This is a genomic window from Streptococcus sp. 2579 (assembly GCF_013277195.1).
GTDB lineage: Bacteria > Bacillota > Bacilli > Lactobacillales > Streptococcaceae > Streptococcus.
The window spans coordinates 117,254-134,001 of record NZ_VMMM01000008.1 but is presented as its reverse complement, the minus strand read 5'-3'; the positions used below and the strand labels follow the sequence as shown (position 1 = coordinate 134,001).

The following is a 16,748-nucleotide window of genomic DNA, read 5'->3' as shown; positions in this document are numbered from 1 at the left end:
GGACTTAAAAAGTGGTTGAGATTATTTATTTTCTAATCATTATAATAGCTAGTGGATTGGGTTCTATATCAGGCATGGGTGGTGGAATTATAATTAAGCCACTTATGGATAGTTTTGGATACCATTCGGTCAGTGATATTGCTTTTTATTCTAGTTTCTCTGTTTTTATAATGGCGATTATTTCAACAATCAAAAGATTTTCACAAAGTAAAGAGATAAAATGGAGATTGATTTTTACGGTATCCTCTTCTTCTGTTTTAGGAGGATTTCTAGGTCATCTTATTTTTCAAGTTCTGTTATCTCAATTATCAGTACGGCTAGTATTCATTGTTCAAATGATTTTACTATTTGTGATGCTACTTGTATCATTTGTTTTAGCAGATTTTAAAAAAACTTATCAATTTGATAAGATAGGATTCTATATGATTTGTGGTCTTCTATTGGGCTTGATTTCTAGTTTTTTAGGGATTGGTGGTGGCCCGCTCAATGTATCTTTATTGATGGTGTTTTTTTCTATTTCGATAAAAGAAGCAACGATGTATTCTCTTGCAATTATTTTCTTTTCCCAGTTGTCTCATTTGGCTACAATTGTTATGGTTACAGGTTTAAATCAGTATCATTTAGCACCTGTTCCAGTTATTTTTCTTGCTTCTGTATGCGGAGGGGTATTGGGGACGGTTGTATCAAAAGTCTTACCTGAAAATTGGGTAAGATACTGTTTTAAAGGGATGTTATTCTTTGTCATGGGAATGACTTTATATAATTTATTTCATATTTTGTAAGGTCAGTGTGAAAATATTTAAATAGACTTCCTGTAAAAACTGGATTTAACGCCCTCCATTTGTCAAATTAAACTAGACAGTCTTACCAACTCAGAAAATACCTGATGAGGTGTTTGGTATCCAAGGAATTTAGGTAGGATGTGATTTCTTGAGGCTGGGAAAAAAGTCTTTAAAATTAAAAAACGCATAATATCAGGTGTTGAAACAATCTTGATATTATGCGTTTTATTGTGGGAATATTTATTTCATTTTTCTGAAATTGAGTTTTTGCCCAGCCTAAAATTCTTGACTGACTTCGTTGAAATCTGTCTGCTTTGGCAAGTCATGACACCTTAAAAGTCTATTTGAATGTTCGTTGAGACACCGCTGTCTTGGACATCCTAGATTCGCAAAAAAGCTCTCACTATCGTGCTGATTGGAAATATCTTTCCATTTTGAAAACTCTTTTCCACAGTCAAATGTAATAGATTTAAAGAGGTTCACTAGAAATTGTGCTAGCCACCCTTGGATGGATTCTGCCACATATTTTGCCCTACGACTCTTGGTCTTCAAACTGACAATCAATTGACTATACCTGTTCGCTCACAAATAGGAGAGAACTTTTTACGAAAATCTAATGAATATGCCATAAGAACATTATACCGCAACGTGTACTATTTTTGGTTCATTTTACTATAGAAACTATTGAAGCACCTGTACGAAAATACATCATGAAAAAGCAGAGATAGGAAGAAACAAAGCCTTTTCCTATGGTAGGTAGATTCCTATATCTGAATATTGAAGGGATTTCAGAAAGCCGATTGGAGTGATTTTATTCATGATAGGAAAAAGGATCTGGACAAAAATGATTGAGAAATAGTTGCTAAAAAAACGTTTGCATGATACTATATATTGAAAGGAGGTGATAATATGGTAGAACAAAAAAAATCAATTACCATGAAAGATGTTGCTTTAGAAGCAGGAGTTAGTGTTGGAACAGTTTCACGTGTAATTAATAAAGAAAAAGGCATTAAAGAAGTAACCTTGAAAAAAGTGGAACAAGCAATTAAAACCTTGAATTACATTCCAGATTACTACGCTAGAGGAATGAAAAAAAATCGAACAGAAACGATTGCAATCATTGTACCAAGTATCTGGCATCCCTTTTTTTCAGAATTTACTATGCATGTGGAAAATGAAGTCTATAAGAGGAATAATAAATTACTCTTATGTTCTATAAATGGTACAAATAGAGAGCAAGACTACCTGGAGATGTTGCGTCATAATAAAGTTGATGGAGTGGTTGCTATTACCTATAGTCCAATTGAACATTACCTGTCGTCAGGAATTCCCTTTGTCAGTATTGACCGTACATACTCAGATATTGCCATTCCTTGTGTTTCATCAGATAATGATGCAGGTGGAAGAGAAGCAGCTAAACAATTAATTAGTAAAGGATGTCGGCATTTAGCCTTTGTGGGCGGACATAATACAACCATTAATGAAACTAAACGTCGTAGAATTTCATTTGAAAAGTATGTCCAAGAGCATAAAATACCTCTTAGTATTTTTGATTTGGATGAGACAGTTACTGACTATCATGGAAAGCTAGAGAGTTTCTTGGAAGAAAATCCTTCTATAGATGGAATTTTTACAATCAACGATTTTACAGCTTTGGATGTGACTGAAATTCTAGAAAAGAATGGCAAACGTATTCCTCATGATGTCCAAATTATTGGATACGATGGAATTAAAATGGCTGGAGATAGAGATTATCTACTTTCAACAATTGAGCAACCCCTGGAGGAAATGGCTAGAGAAGCTGTACGAATCCTATTTGATATCATCGAAGGAAAGGCTGTTAATTTGCAGACCATCCTACCAGTAAAATTTGTTGAAGGAAAAACAACAAAAAATGAAAATAAGTCTTGACAGAAAGCGCTATCAATGATAGAATAAATTCAGATAAAAAAGATTTATTTTTTTAGAACAAAAATGAAACGTTTCAAAAATAAAATAAATAGACAGCGCCAAGCGTTATCTTTTTAAAACAAAAAATGAAACGTTTCAAAAAAAGGAGGTTGCTATGAATAGCAAAGCGAAGCAAGTTTCTCTTTGGGAAAGAATCAAGAAACAAAAACTCTTGTTATTGATGACTGTCCCTGGTTTAGTTTTAACCTTTATCTTTAAATACATCCCTATGTATGGGGTTTTAATCGCATTTAAAGATTATAATCCCTTAAAAGGAATTTTAGGGAGTGATTGGATTGGTTTTTCTGAGTTTACAAAATTCATATCCTCTCCCAACTTTGGTATCTTGTTAGCCAATACTTTAAAATTAAGTATCTATGGTTTATTGCTTGGCTTTTTACCACCAATCATTCTTGCTATTATGCTCAATCAACTCTTGAGTGAAAAAGTCAAAAAACGAATTCAGCTCATTTTATACGCACCAAACTTTATATCAGTCGTTGTTATCGTTGGTATGATTTTCCTTTTCTTTTCAGTGGGAGGACCAATTAACAATTTTCTCTCTATGTTTGGAATGAAGGCTGACTTCTTGACAAATCCAGACTTCTTTAGACCCTTATACATCTTTAGTGGTATCTGGCAAGGAATGGGATGGGCTTCAACGCTCTACACGGCAACATTGGTAAATGTAGATCCAGCCTTAGTAGAAGCAGCCCGACTGGATGGAGCCAATATCTTCCAACGAATCTGGCACATTGATATTCCAGCTCTTAAGCCTATTATGGTTATCCAATTTGTTTTAGCTGCAGGTGGAATCATGAATGTCGGATATGAAAAAGCATTCCTGATGCAGACATCGTTGAACTTGCCAACTTCTGAAATTATCTCTACATATGTCTATAAAGTTGGTCTTGTATCAGGAGACTATTCTTACTCAACAGCGGTTGGTTTGTTTAATGCAGTGATTAACGTAGTATTGCTAGTCGCGGTTAACCAAATCGTTAAACGCATGAATAATGGTGAAGGAATTTAAGGAGGAAAGTATGAAAAATTCGATTATGGATACAAAATTTGATAGACGTATCTTACTCTTAAATAAAATCATTATTGTCTTTATCGTTTTGATAACCTTACTTCCTTTACTTTATATCGTCGTAGCATCCTTTATGGATCCTAAGGTTCTGGTTAGTAGAGGGATTAGCTTTAATCCAGCCGATTGGACGGTAGAAGGTTACCAGCGTGTATTCAGTGACCAATCTATTCTAAGAGGTTTTATCAATTCTCTACTATACTCTTTTGGCTTTGCGGCTTTAACAGTATTGCTATCTGTGTTTACAGCTTATCCTCTTTCTAAGAAAGACTTGGTTGGACGTCGTTGGATTAATTATTTCTTGATTGTAACCATGTTCTTTGGTGGTGGTTTAGTTCCAACTTACTTACTAGTAAAAGATTTGGGCATGCTTAATACTCCATGGGCTATCATCGTTCCCGGTGCTGTCAATGTTTGGAATATTATTCTTGCTAGGGCCTATTTCCAAGGATTGCCTGAAGAGTTAGTTGAAGCTGCTGTCATTGATGGTGCAAATGATTTACAGATTTTCTTCAAAATCATGCTTCCTCTTGCAAAACCAATTATGTTTGTTCTCTTCCTCTATGCTTTTGTAGGACAGTGGAACTCATACTTTGATGCAATGATTTATATCAAGGATCCAAACTTGGAACCATTGCAACTTGTACTTCGTAAAATTCTCATTCAGAGCCAACCAGGTCAAGACATGATTGGAGCACAAGCGGCTATGAATGAAATGAAACGTTTAGCTGAATTGATTAAATACGCAACTATTGTCATTTCCAGCTTGCCATTGATTGTTATGTATCCATTCTTCCAAAAATACTTTGATAAAGGAATTATGGCTGGTTCACTTAAAGGATAAAAATAGAAAAAATAAAAGGAGTTTTCTCATGAAATTCAAAACATTTTCAAAATCAGCAGTTTTGTTGACAGCTAGTTTAGCAGTACTTGCAGCCTGTGGCTCAAAAAATACAGCTTCAAGTCCAGATTATAAGTTGGAAGGTGTAACATTCCCGCTTCGAGAAAAGAAAACATTGAAGTTTATGACAGCCAGTTCACCGTTAGCTCCTAAAGACCCAAATGAAAAGTTAATTTTGCAACGTTTGGAGAAGGAAACTGGCGTTCATATTGACTGGACCAACTACCAATCCGACTTTGCAGAAAAACGTAACTTGGATATTTCTAGTGGTGATCTACCAGATGCTATCCACAACGACGGAGCTTCAGATGTGGACTTGATGAACTGGGCTAAAAAAGGTGTTATTATTCCAGTTGAAGATTTGATTGATAAATACATGCCAAATCTTAAGAAAATTTTGAATGAAAAACCAGAATACAAGGCCTTGATGACAGCACCTGATGGGCACATTTACTCATTCCCATGGATTGAAGAACTTGGAGCTGGTAAAGAGTCAATCCACAGTGTCAACGATATGGCTTGGATTAACAAAGATTGGCTTAAGAAACTTGGTCTTGAAATGCCAAAAACTACTGATGATCTGATTAAAGTCCTAGAAGCTTTCAAAAACGGGGATCCAAATGGAAATGGAGAGGCTGATGAAATTCCATTTACATTTATTAGTGGTAACGGAAACGAAGATTTTAAATTCCTATTTGCTGCATTTGGTATAGGGGATAACGATGATCATTTAGTAGTTGGAAATGATGGCAAAGTTGACTTCACAGCAGATAACGACGACTATAAAGAAGGTGTGAAATTTATCCGTCAATTGCAAGAAAAAGGATTGATTGATAAGGAAGCTTTCGAACATGATTGGAATAGTTACATTGCTAAAGGTCATGATCAGAAATTTGGTGTTTACTTTACATGGGATAAGAGTAATGTTACTGGAAGTAACGAAAGTTATGATGTTTTACCAGTACTTGCTGGGCCAAGTGGTCAAAAACACGTAGCTCGTACAAACGGTATGGGATTTGCGCGTGACAAGATGGTTATTACCAGTGTAAACAAAAACCTAGAATTGACAGCTAAATGGATTGATGCACAATACGCTCCACTCCAATCTGTGCAAAATAACTGGGGAACTTACGGAGATGACAAGCAACAAAATATCTTTGAATTTGACCAAGCAACTAACAGCCTCAAACACTTACCACTAAACGGAACTGCACCAGCAGAACTTCGTCAAAAGACTGAAGTAGGAGGACCACTAGCTATTTTAGATTCATACTATGGTAAAGTGACAACTATGCCAGATGATGCCAAATGGCGTTTGGATCTTATCAAAGAATATTATGTTCCTTACATGAGCAATGACAATAACTATCCAAGAGTCTTTATGACACAGGAAGATCTGGATAAGATTGCCCACATCGAGGCAGATATGAATGACTATATCTACCGCAAGCGCGCTGAATGGATTGTAAATGGGAATATTGATGCTGAGTGGGATGATTACAAGAAAGAGCTTGAAAAATACGGACTTTCAGATTACCTCGCTATTAAACAAAAATACTACGACCAATACCAAGCAAACAAAAACTAGAGGTTGATTATGGGAGATAAGAAATACACAATAGAAAAAGCCAATCGTTTTATAGCAGAAAATAAACATCTCGTAAATACTCAGTATAAGCCTGAAGAACATTTTTCAGCTGAGATTGGTTGGATCAATGATCCAAATGGATTTGTCTATTTTCGTGGAGAATACCATCTCTTTTATCAATTCTATCCTTATGATAGTGTCTGGGGACCAATGCACTGGGGGCATGCTAAAAGTAAGGACTTGGTAACTTGGGAGCACTTGCCAGTGGCACTTGCTCCTGACCATGATTATGACCGCAATGGTTGTTTCTCAGGCTCTGCCATTGTCAAGGATGATCGCCTCTGGCTCATGTATACTGGTCATATTGAAGAAGAAACAGGTGTTCGTCAAGTGCAAAATATGGCATTTTCAGACGACGGGATTCACTTTGAAAAGATTGAACAAAATCCAGTTGCAACTGGAGCAGACTTGCCAGATGAGTTGATTGCTGCTGATTTCCGTGATCCAAAACTCTTTGAAAAAGATGGACGCTATTACTCCGTAGTAGCTGCCAAACATAAGGATAATGTGGGCTGTATCGTTCTACTAGGGTCCGATAACCTAGTAGAATGGCAGTTCGAATCCATCTTTTTAAAAGGGGGAGAACACCAAGGCTTTATGTGGGAATGCCCAGATTACTTTGAGTTAGATGGGAAGGATTGCCTTATTATGTCACCCATGCGTTATCAGCGTGAGGGAGACTCCTATCATAACATTAACTCATCGGTTTTGTTCACGGGTAAGGTAGATTGGGGAGAAAAACGTTTTATCCCAGAATCAGTTCAAGAAATTGATCATGGCCAAGACTTCTATGCGCCACAAACATTGTTGGACGATCAAAATCGTCGTGTCTTGATTGCTTGGATGCAGACATGGGGGCGTACCCTTCCAACCCATGATCAAGAACACAAGTGGGCATGTGCCATGACTTTACCTAGAATTCTAAGATTGGAAGATGGCAAACTAAGACAATTCCCTGTTAAAAAAGGCCAATATCAAATCCAAATAGATAAAGATTGTCATTACCGCTTAGGAAATGATACAGATTATCTTGAATTTGGTTATGACAGTAATGCGCAGCAAGTTTACATTGATCGTAGCCATCTTGTTCAAAAAATTCTAGGTGAAGAAGAACAGGATACTAGTCGACGGTATGTAGATATTGAAGCTAAAGAATTGGAAGTTGTTCTAGATAAAAATTCCATCGAGATTTTTGTCAATCAAGGTGAAGCAAGCTTGACGGCAACCTATTACTTAACAGTGCCAGCTGAGCTATTACGAATCGATTAAAAATTAAGTTATTTCTCCTAAAGAAAAATCTCTTTCTAGTAAAATGGAAAGAGAACTTTTTTCTAATTTATCTGAGAATGTTTCTGTTTAAACAACTCAATTTTATCATTACAGTAATTGATTAAATCTTGAGTTTTTTCAAAATTATATCCTTTTTCAGATACAGATTTCACTTTCTTCTCGTCAAAATAGTAGCCAGTTAAGCCCCTGACTTCTTCTGATAAGGTGAGGTAATAACCTGTTTCGATTCCCTCGTCTAAATTCTTTGAGAGAGACTTCATCAAGCGTCCGAAGAGAGACTTTTCGTCTTTTCAACACTGGAATCATTCCCCAAATTGGTTGAAATCAAGCCAGGATGGTAGGCATTGATGGTGATGCTTGAACCTCTTAAAAAGAAGTCTCTGGCCAGATAACGTGTCATCCAAATAGTGTAAAGTTTGGAATTATTGTAGGCCAATCCTGGATTATAGCTGTTCTCAAATCCAAAGTCTAAATCCTTGATCTTGGCAAAATGATGCATATAGGAAGAAGTATTAATGACACGGCCGTCAGACGCTTTTTCTAATAAGGGACTTAGCTCAGTTGTTAAAATATAGGGAACCAGAACGGATAACATAAAAGTCAACTCGACATTTTCAGTACTCGCTTTTCGTTCTTTTCCAGCATATATGCCTGCATTGTTAAATAAGACATCGATACTTTGAAAGTTTCGCTTGATTTCCTCTACAAATCGATAAACATCGTCTAGTTTTGAAAAATCTGCAAGGTGGCTAGAAACTCTGCCTCTCAAGGAAACTGCTCGAACCTCTTGAAGCGCCAGTTCAAGTTTTTGAGGGTTTCGACCATGGAGGATGATATGATGGCCTTCACTGGCCAATTTCTTTGCCAAATGTTTACCAATACCGTCAGTAGCACCTGTAATCAGAATGGTTTTGACCATATTAGTCCTCCAAGAAAGTCAGTAGTTCTTTTGAAAATTCGTCTGCATATTGAAAAATCGAACCGTGTCCAGCATTTGGATAGATAATCAGCTTACTATTTTCGATTTTCTCATGCATGTCATAAGAATTTTCCGTTGGAACCTGCATATCCTTATCCCCGTTGACGATTAAGGTTGGTTGGGTGATGAATTGAAGGTCGTCCTGCGAATCTTTCCCCCAACGTTTAATAGCTTTGAGTTGAGTTAGAAATCCTGATAGGTTCATGTCTTTATCCGCAAATTTCTTTGTTCTCATACCCATTCGTCCTAGGACTTTCAAAGCTTCAATTTTCCCTTGTTCATCATGATTATAGAAGATATAGCGTTTAGAATCGATGCGCTCGAGTCCCGCTTTAAACATATAGTTAAAGGTTTTCCCTGTGACCTTATCGACCTCTTTTCCACCTCGAGGTCCTGTTCCAGCCAAGATTAAACGATTGACTAGAGTAGGATTTATTCGGACGATTTCTTGGGCAATCATACCTCCCATAGAAAGGCCAAGAAGATTGATATTATCGTAATCAAGCGCTTTTACAAAGTCAATTGTCTGCTTAGCCATTCCAGGAATCGTCGAAGCAACTTTTCCTTGACTGGCTCCAACTCCAGGAAGATCGACTACAATGACATGGTGCTTTTCAGCAATCAAGTCTAAGAGTTTAGGATCCCAGTTATCGAGAGTTGCTGCCAAATGGACCAGCATTAGAAGAGGTAGTTTTGATTTGCCTTTACTAAGTTCGCGATAAGCGATTTTGTTCCCGTCGACTGTGATGTATTGATTTTTTGTAGTAAGATATGACATTGTGTTTTCCTTTTTATTTCTTAAAGCTGAGGACTGTTTTTCCACGTGAGTGACCATTAGCGACCTTGTCTAAGGCGCTATTTACCTCTTCAAATGGATAAATTGTATCGATAGAGGGTTTGATTTCTAATTTGCTAAAGAGGTCAGCTACCTCTTGTAATTGATCACCATTGCTTTTCACAAAGATAAAATGATAGTGGACACCATATTTTTCCGCCATTTTATCAAATTTGCGACCTGCTAAGCCAAGAATCATCTGTTTCCATTTTGGTAGATTCATGCGTTTGGCAAAGGCACCGTTTGGCATGGCACGAAGTGAAACAAGATGAGCACCTTTTTTCATGATAGACATTTGTTTTTCAGTTTCAGCTCCACCGAGAGTATCGAGGACATAATCAACCTGGCTAACAGTTTTTGTATAATCCTCTGTTTTGTAATCGATAAATCTATCTGCTCCTAGTTTCAACACACGCTCAGCGCTATCTCCAGAACCGTTGGTAATGACTTTCAATCCTTTGGCCTTGGCAATAGGAATGGCCATTCCACCGACACCTCCAGTACCACCAGAGATAAAGATCGTTTTCCCAGCTTGAGCGCCCATGAGGTCAAGAGCCTGCATAATGGTCAAGGCAGTAAGAGGAATAGCAGCGGCTTCCTCGTCTGATAGATAGTCTGGAACCTTGGCTAAGGCTTGACTATCGACAGCTAGGTATTCTGCAAAGGCACCGATATGATCAAGTGGCAGACGGCCAAAGACACGGTCTCCTAGCTGAAAGTTGTCAACTTGCTTGCCAATGCTTTCAACGATTCCAACCACTTCGTTACCTGCAGTTTGAGGAAGTTTGTAAGGAACAATCATCTTAACCTCACCACGAGAGATCATGTTATCGAGAGGATTAACACCGGCTGCGGTGACTTTCACCAAGACTTGTTTGTCTGTAATACTTGGTTTAGCGATTTCGGTGATGTTTAGTGTGATATTCTTTTTGTTATAAGTAGTATGTTGTGCGACTTTCATGTGTTTTCTCTTTTCTTTTTATTTTATATACCTGTATCTAATACAAGTACATTCTGTTTCCAGTAAAAACTGACTTGCTATCAAATCAGTTTCGGACTTGTTTGGCTTGTTTATATAGATTGTCAATGACATCTTCTAAAGTTTGATTTGCTAATTCCTTCTCTAATTGAGATTCGGCACTAGCGAAAAGCGGTGAGACTGCTCCTTGGATATGTTTTCCAACGGGACAATCGGGATTACTATTTTGATGAACAGGGAATAAACTAATGTGATTGATTTCTTGAGTAGCATAGTAGATCTCTAGTAAAGTCATTTTCTTTGGAGGCTTACTGAGCTGATAGCCCGTTTTTCCTTGCTGGGAATGAATCAAACCTGCATTTTTCAATAAGGCAATCACCTTTCGAATGTAACTAGCGTTAGTCCCAACACTAATAGCTAGTGCTTGAGAACTTAAGGTTTCCTTGCTTTCACTAATCATTGTTAAGATATGCAAAGCAACTGAGAATTTTGTATCCATCTGAACTCCTTTTTAATAAACATGTATCAGATACAAGAACAAGTATAACATAAATAAAAAGAAAAGCAAGACTTTTGTTTTAAATTTTAAAAAATTTTTTGAAGAGTGTCTTAAGATTAAAGATGTCTGGAAAGGGTGTTTACAAAATTATATCTTTAATATCCATTAGTAGAACAGATACACAAAAAAAGCCTTTACTCAAGGCTTTTCCTGTTGTATGTAGATGCCCCCTACAGGGATCGAACCTGTGACCCACGGATTAAGAGTCCGCTGCTCTGCCAGCTGAGCTAAGGAGGCAAATAAAAAAGCTGTATTGGTGCCGAAACTTCACGGTTTGTATTGAACCCGCGCAATTAAGCAGGTGGGCAACTCGCTCTAACTGAAGCTGTTTCCGTGTGAGACGGCCTACATGCTGTTAGAAGACTTTTGTTTCCCTAATAATACAAAAAATAGTCGGTCAACACTTAAGTGTGAAGTCGTACACCACAGCGTTTCTATGTTTATATGATACCACTTTTTCAAAAAAAATCAAGAGGAAAGTGCAATTTTTTGAAAAGGATTTCAGATTTTTCGCAAACGGTCGATAGCTTCCTTTCTTTGAGCCAAAGCCCGTTCATATTTACCAGTATCTTCTGCTTGGAAATAGTGATGATTGCGGATTTTTTCTGGCAGATAGTCTTGTTTAATCCAATTTCCAGGATAGTTGTGTGGATAGAGATAGTCTTGGGCATTCCCCAGTTCCTTGCTTCCGCTGTAGTGCCCATCACGCAGGTGTCGCGGAATAGGCAAGTGCCCTGATGTTTTGAGGTCAGCAAGTGCCTTATCCATAGCTACATAGGCTGAGTTGGATTTTGGAGAAAGGGCCAAATCAATCACGACATTGGCAATGAGAATGCGGGCTTCTGGGAAACCAATCCTTTGTGCAGCATCCAGAGCAGTGACGGTATGAATCTGGGCCTCAGGATTGGCTAAGCCGATATCTTCATAGGCGATAACAGTCAAGCGACGAGAGAGACTAGGCAAATCACCAGCCTCAATCAAGCGGGCAGCATAGTGGAGACTGGCATCCACATCGGAGCCACGGATAGACTTTTGCAGGGCTGAGAGAACATCATAGTGACTATCTCCATCCTTATCCATAGTGATGTAGCTTCGCTGTAGGCTATTTTCCATGATGTCGAGGGTGATATGGCGGATGCCCTCGTCATTTTCAGGGGTAGAGAGAACAGCCAAGTCCAGCGAGTTAAAGGCAGAACGCAGGTCTCCGTTTGTAGAGGTTGCGATGAAATCCAGCGCATCCTCATCTAGTTCTACTGGAAAATCAAAACCACGTTCAGGGTTATTTAGAGCTATCTGAAGAGCCTCTTTGACGTCTTGGTTAGACAGAGGTTCCAACTCAAAAATTTGAACACGGCTACGAATGGCAGGAGTGACAGAAAAGAAAGGATTTTCAGTCGTAGCGCCAATCATGATGACCAGTCCACTTTCCAAGAGAGGCAAGAGGAAGTCTTGTTTGGTCTTATCAAGTCGATGGATTTCGTCTAGTAATAGGACGAGGCCACCTGAAAATTTAGCCTCTTCCGCGATTTCTTGGAGTCTTTTTTTACTATCTACTGTCGCATTGAAAGTTCGAAAGGCATACTTAGTAGTCCCAGCGATGGCAGAGGCTATACTGGTCTTGCCGATTCCCGGAGGTCCATAGAGAATCATGGAGGACAGGCGGTTGGCTTCCACCATACGGCGGATGATTTTTCCTTGTCCGACCAGATGTTCCTGACCGATGACTTGGTCGATGGTTTTAGGGCGCATACGAAGCGCGAGATTGTCTGGCATAGCAGTCCTTTCTAACGTGGATTTTCTGATGTATATGTGGTAAGATGGTAGTATCTATTTTAGCATATTTCCGAGCAATCGGGGCGATTAAGAGTCGCATAGAAAGAGGACAAAATGGCAACATACGGATTTTTAGATGTTTTAGAGGAAGAGTTGGAGAAGAATTTTCCCTTTGACTTTGAGATTAGTTGGGACAAGCGCAACTACGCGGTAGAAGTGAGTTTTCTATTGGAAGCGCAAAATGCTGCAGGTGTGGAGATGGTGGATGAAGATGGAGAGGTTTCATCGGATGATATTCTCTTTGAAGAAGCAGTGCTTTTTTACAATCCTGCCAAATCAACAGTCAATGAGGAAGACTATTTGACTGTCATCCCTTACTTGCCTAAAAAAGGATTTTCTCGTGAATTTTTAGCTTATTTTGCGCTATTCCTTAAAGATACTGCCGAGGTTGGACTAGATGCCCTTATGGACTTTTTGGAAGACCCAGAAGCAGAAGAATTTGTCATGGAATGGAACCAAGAAGTCTTTGAAGAAGGAAAAGTTGGCTTGGAAGAAGGAGAATTTTATCCTTATCCGAGATACTAGGAGTTGGATGGAGATTTTATGAAGAAAATTGGGATTTATTTGGTTTATGTGCTAGCTGTTGTCTTTATTATGCTGGCTTGTGCTTGTGGAACAATCGCATTTGCAGAGTTGGGGTATTCCACAGTTTTAGTCTTTACTTTTGGTTATGCCTTCGCTCTTCTAAGTATATATTTAATCTTTATTCTTCATGAGCTGGGACATGCTTTTTGTGGCTACTTGACAGGCTATCGGCTGGTGGCTTTTGGGTTAGGACATTTTATTTTGACCAAAAAGTCAGGCAGGTTTCATCTTAGTAGAACAGCCATTCTGAAAAATGTTGGTGCTCAATACATTGGTTTAAAAGAGGATGAAAGTGATCAAAGAATCATCCTGATGCTTTCAGGAGGCTTGATGGTTCATCTCAGCTTGATATTATTGGCGATAGTGTTTGGGTTTTTGACAAGAAGCTGGTATTTTGCAGGGACTTGGATTTTTCTTAATTTGTCTTTCTTCCTAAATAACATTTTGCCAGTCGGCATCACCGATGGCGCAAAAATTTGGGAATTGCTACAACACCCTGCAAATACGAAATACGCCTACTTGATGTTGAGGCATTCTGCCCAGACCTTGCTAGCTCCTCAAGAATATGATTTAAAAGACTTTATCATGCCTGTTGATGAGGAGGCGAGAGGGAGTTTTGCAGAAAGTGTTCAGACTCTTCAGGGCTTGGTATTCATATTGGATGATAATATAGAGCTTGCAAAGCAACAGTTGCAGTCTGTGCTAGAGAAAACAGATAATCCAATGTCTAAAACTATTTCTCAATTATACCTTCTTCAAATTGCTCTGATGGAAGGAGATAATAAGAAAGCGGAAGAATATGCAAGTATTCGAGGAGTCAAATCCTTTTTATCTCTAAAAACAGCAGATATGCAGGTCATTCAAGCTTGGTATCAATTTAAGGTAAAGAAAGATGTAGTTCAAACTCACAAGGCTATGAAGATTGCTAGACAGAAAATGAATAGCAGTCGGATGTTACGGGATGAGAAAAGCTATTATCAAAACTGGTTAGCTGAGCTGGAAAAGGAATTAACCGAAGGAGTCTAATATGGAAATAGAAATTTCTGATTTCACAGGCTGTAAGATTGCTTTGTTTTGCGGAGATAAGCTTCTGACTATCTTACGAGATGATAGGGCAAACATTCCCTGGGCTAATATATGGGAACTACCCGGTGGTGGACGAGAGGGGGATGAAAGTCCTTTTGAGTGCGTGGCGCGTGAAGTTTATGAAGAACTGGGAATTCATCTGACTGAGGATTGTCTGCTTTGGAGTAAGGTTTATCCAAGTATGCTTTTTGCGGATAAACAATCTGTATTTCTAGTCGGTCTGTTGACACAGGCCCAGTTTGACAGTATCGTATTTGGAGATGAAGGGCAGGGCTATCAGCTGATGACTACTGAGGAATTTCTTAATTCCAGTCAAGTTGTGCCTCAGTTGCAGAATAGGGTGAGGGATTATTTGGAAGAAGTTCGATAAATGGCAAAGCTTAGCAAAAATATTAATATGTTTCTCATGGATGGTGAAGTAACTGGAAAAATCAAATGTACTTTGTCAAATTGGACGGGAGTGATTTACAAAATACCTCGTATTCAATTGGGAGATTTAAAGTCGCGTGATGAAATGAAACAAAGTGGTATTTATTTCTTATTTGGTCGAGATGAAGATAAACAGAAAGATGTGACCTATATTGGTCAGGCGACAACTCGAAAAAATGGTGAAGGGGTATTGTTGCGAATTCAAGAGCATACCCGCGATACTCATGCAGATTATTTTAATGATGTCATCATTCTAACAACTCAAAATAATTCTTTTGGTCCAACAGAAATTAGCTATTTGGAAAATAAATTTACTCAACTTGCTAAAGAAGCTGGTCGCTATATTGTGAAAAATGGTAATGATCCAAATCCTGATAATGTGACTGAGGAAAAGGAATCTGAACTGGATGAAATTGTTGAAAATACGCTAATGATTATTGGAACTCTAGGTTATCGTGTTTTTGTTCCAATGACAAAGGAAGTTAGTCAAGATTTGACTGATAATCATTCAACTTATCTTTATTTAAAGCGTAAAACTAAGAAATCTAACAAAGTAATAGAAGCAACTTGTGAACGGACAACTGAAGGTTTTGTTGTTTTAGAAGGAAGTCAAGTAGAAATAAAGGATTCTCCATACCTTCCAGCAAGTTTAAAAGAAATGCGTCAGAATTTAATAGCTTCTCGGGTCATTCAAGATGGAGTGTTAAAAGAAAAACAACTTTTTTCTAGCCCTTCTTATGCAGCGGCTTTTTTGCTGGGTATGCAAACGAACGGTCGAACTGATTGGAAAGATCAGGATGGAAGAACTTTAAAAGAATTAGAAGAATTAATAGATTGATAAGGAAAAATTTATGGAAACATGGCAAGAGTTAAAAGTTACAGTTAAGCGTGAGGGAGAGGAATTGGTTTCCAATCTCTTGATTGAGCTGGGGGCGCAAGGAGTTGCGATTGAAGACAGCATGGACTATGTGGGGAATGTGGATCGTTTTGGCGAGATTTTCCCAGAGGTTGAGCAGCAAGAAGAAATCGTAGTGACAGCCTACTATCCTGATACAGTTGATGTGGCAGTGGTTGAGACAGACTTGCAGGCTCGCCTAGCAGAATTAACAGATTTTATGGATTTGGGTGAGATCAAGATGGGGACGACTGCCTTGGCTGAGGAAGACTGGGCAGACAACTGGAAGAAATATTATGAACCAGCTCGTATTACTTATGATTTGACCATTGTGCCGTCTTGGACAGACTATGAGGCGACTGCTGGAGAAAAGATTATCAAGCTGGATCCTGGTATGGCCTTTGGAACAGGAACCCACCCAACTACCAAGATGAGCCTTTTTGCTTTGGAACAGGTTCTTCGTGGTGGGGAAACAGTGCTAGATGTGGGGACTGGATCAGGCGTCCTCTCTATTGCTAGCTCGCTACTTGGTGCTAAGGAAATTTTCGCCTATGACCTAGATGATGTGGCAGTTCGTGTTGCTCAGGAAAATATTGAACTCAACCCTGGTATGGAAAACATCCATGTAGCAGCAGGAGACTTGCTTAAGGGAGTTGAGATTGAGGCAGATGTGATTGTAGCTAATATCTTGGCGGATATCCTCATTCATCTGACGGATGATGCTTATCGTTTGATCAAGGATGAAGGCTACCTCATCATGAGTGGGATTATCAAGGACAAGTGGGACATGGTGCGCGAGTCGGCTGAGTCAGCTGGATTTTTCCTCGAAACTCACATGGTTCAAGGGGAATGGAATGCCTGTGTCTTTAAGAAAACCAAGGATATTTCCGGTGTGATTGGAGGCTAG

Annotated in this window: 16 protein-coding genes, 1 tRNA gene and 1 pseudogene; 11 read left to right on the top strand and 7 right to left on the bottom strand. The window is 38.6% G+C overall.

Annotated elements, in window-relative coordinates; all coding sequences use genetic code 11:
- Positions 1–11: 11 nt before the first annotated feature.
- On the top strand, positions 12–782 hold the full coding sequence (locus HT725_RS05480; protein ID WP_173253181.1) for a TSUP family transporter: 771 nt from the start codon (positions 12–14) through the stop codon (positions 780–782).
- A 276-nt stretch (positions 783–1,058) separates the two neighbouring features.
- On the opposite strand, the gene HT725_RS05475 is transcribed toward HT725_RS05480, so the two are convergent.
- Positions 1,059–1,304: an IS30 family transposase gene (locus HT725_RS05475; RefSeq protein WP_261024936.1), complete on the bottom strand. Its 246-nt coding sequence runs from the start codon at positions 1,302–1,304 to the stop codon at positions 1,059–1,061.
- A 387-nt stretch (positions 1,305–1,691) separates the two neighbouring features.
- On the opposite strand from HT725_RS05475, the gene HT725_RS05470 reads away from it, so the two are divergent.
- From HT725_RS05470 to HT725_RS05450, 5 genes are all read left to right on the top strand, one after another.
- Positions 1,692–2,693: a LacI family DNA-binding transcriptional regulator gene (locus HT725_RS05470; RefSeq protein ID WP_173253179.1), complete on the top strand. Its 1,002-nt coding sequence runs from the start codon at positions 1,692–1,694 to the stop codon at positions 2,691–2,693.
- A 154-nt stretch (positions 2,694–2,847) separates the two neighbouring features.
- Entirely contained in the window at positions 2,848–3,765 is a 918-nt protein-coding gene (locus HT725_RS05465; protein WP_001084979.1) for a sugar ABC transporter permease, read from the top strand.
- Positions 3,766–3,775: 10 nt separating this feature from the next.
- Positions 3,776–4,666 (top strand): carbohydrate ABC transporter permease, encoded by an 891-nt coding sequence (locus HT725_RS05460; RefSeq protein WP_000797956.1) that lies wholly within the window; start codon positions 3,776–3,778, stop codon positions 4,664–4,666.
- Positions 4,667–4,694: 28 nt separating this feature from the next.
- Positions 4,695–6,311, top strand: a complete 1,617-nt coding sequence (locus HT725_RS05455; RefSeq protein WP_173253178.1) for an ABC transporter substrate-binding protein — start codon at positions 4,695–4,697, stop codon at positions 6,309–6,311.
- Positions 6,312–6,320: 9 nt separating this feature from the next.
- On the top strand, positions 6,321–7,640 hold the full coding sequence (locus tag HT725_RS05450) for a glycoside hydrolase family 32 protein (RefSeq protein ID WP_173219595.1): 1,320 nt from the start codon (positions 6,321–6,323) through the stop codon (positions 7,638–7,640).
- Between the two features lie 62 nt (positions 7,641–7,702).
- Here HT725_RS05450 and HT725_RS05445 read toward each other — a convergent pair.
- From HT725_RS05445 to HT725_RS05420, 6 genes and pseudogenes are all read right to left on the bottom strand, one after another.
- A pseudogene (locus HT725_RS05445) lies at positions 7,703–8,580 on the bottom strand (SDR family NAD(P)-dependent oxidoreductase).
- Position 8,581: 1 nt separating this feature from the next.
- Positions 8,582–9,418 carry an alpha/beta hydrolase gene (locus HT725_RS05440; protein ID WP_173219592.1) on the bottom strand — a complete coding sequence of 279 codons (837 nt, stop codon included), beginning with the start codon at positions 9,416–9,418 and terminating at the stop codon, positions 8,582–8,584.
- Positions 9,419–9,431: 13 nt separating this feature from the next.
- Positions 9,432–10,436, bottom strand: a complete 1,005-nt coding sequence (locus HT725_RS05435) for an NADP-dependent oxidoreductase (RefSeq protein WP_173219589.1) — start codon at positions 10,434–10,436, stop codon at positions 9,432–9,434.
- An 85-nt stretch (positions 10,437–10,521) separates the two neighbouring features.
- Positions 10,522–10,953 (bottom strand): Rrf2 family transcriptional regulator, encoded by a 432-nt coding sequence (locus HT725_RS05430; RefSeq protein WP_173219586.1) that lies wholly within the window; start codon positions 10,951–10,953, stop codon positions 10,522–10,524.
- A gap of 224 nt (positions 10,954–11,177) precedes the next feature.
- A tRNA-Lys gene (locus HT725_RS05425) sits at positions 11,178–11,250 on the bottom strand.
- A gap of 264 nt (positions 11,251–11,514) precedes the next feature.
- Complete coding sequence (locus HT725_RS05420) at positions 11,515–12,786, bottom strand: replication-associated recombination protein A (RefSeq protein WP_173253177.1); 1,272 nt, start codon at positions 12,784–12,786, stop codon at positions 11,515–11,517.
- A gap of 114 nt (positions 12,787–12,900) precedes the next feature.
- On the opposite strand from HT725_RS05420, the gene HT725_RS05415 reads away from it, so the two are divergent.
- Genes HT725_RS05415 through prmA form a run of 5 tightly spaced genes read left to right on the top strand, consistent with a single transcriptional unit; the run spans position 12,901 to position 16,748 of the window.
- Positions 12,901–13,371, top strand: coding sequence for a DUF3013 family protein (locus HT725_RS05415; protein WP_173253176.1), 471 nt, complete (start codon positions 12,901–12,903; stop codon positions 13,369–13,371).
- Positions 13,372–13,389: 18 nt separating this feature from the next.
- Positions 13,390–14,457 (top strand): M50 family metallopeptidase, encoded by a 1,068-nt coding sequence (locus HT725_RS05410; protein ID WP_173219577.1) that lies wholly within the window; start codon positions 13,390–13,392, stop codon positions 14,455–14,457.
- A gap of 1 nt (position 14,458) precedes the next feature.
- Complete coding sequence (locus tag HT725_RS05405; RefSeq protein ID WP_173219574.1) at positions 14,459–14,887, top strand: NUDIX hydrolase; 429 nt, start codon at positions 14,459–14,461, stop codon at positions 14,885–14,887.
- Entirely contained in the window at positions 14,888–15,784 is an 897-nt protein-coding gene (locus HT725_RS05400; RefSeq protein ID WP_173219571.1) for a GIY-YIG nuclease family protein, read from the top strand. It abuts the gene before it with no gap.
- Positions 15,785–15,797: 13 nt separating this feature from the next.
- The gene (gene prmA, locus HT725_RS05395) at positions 15,798–16,748 is read left to right on the top strand and encodes a 50S ribosomal protein L11 methyltransferase (protein WP_173219568.1); all 951 of its coding nucleotides are present in this window, start codon (positions 15,798–15,800) and stop codon (positions 16,746–16,748) included.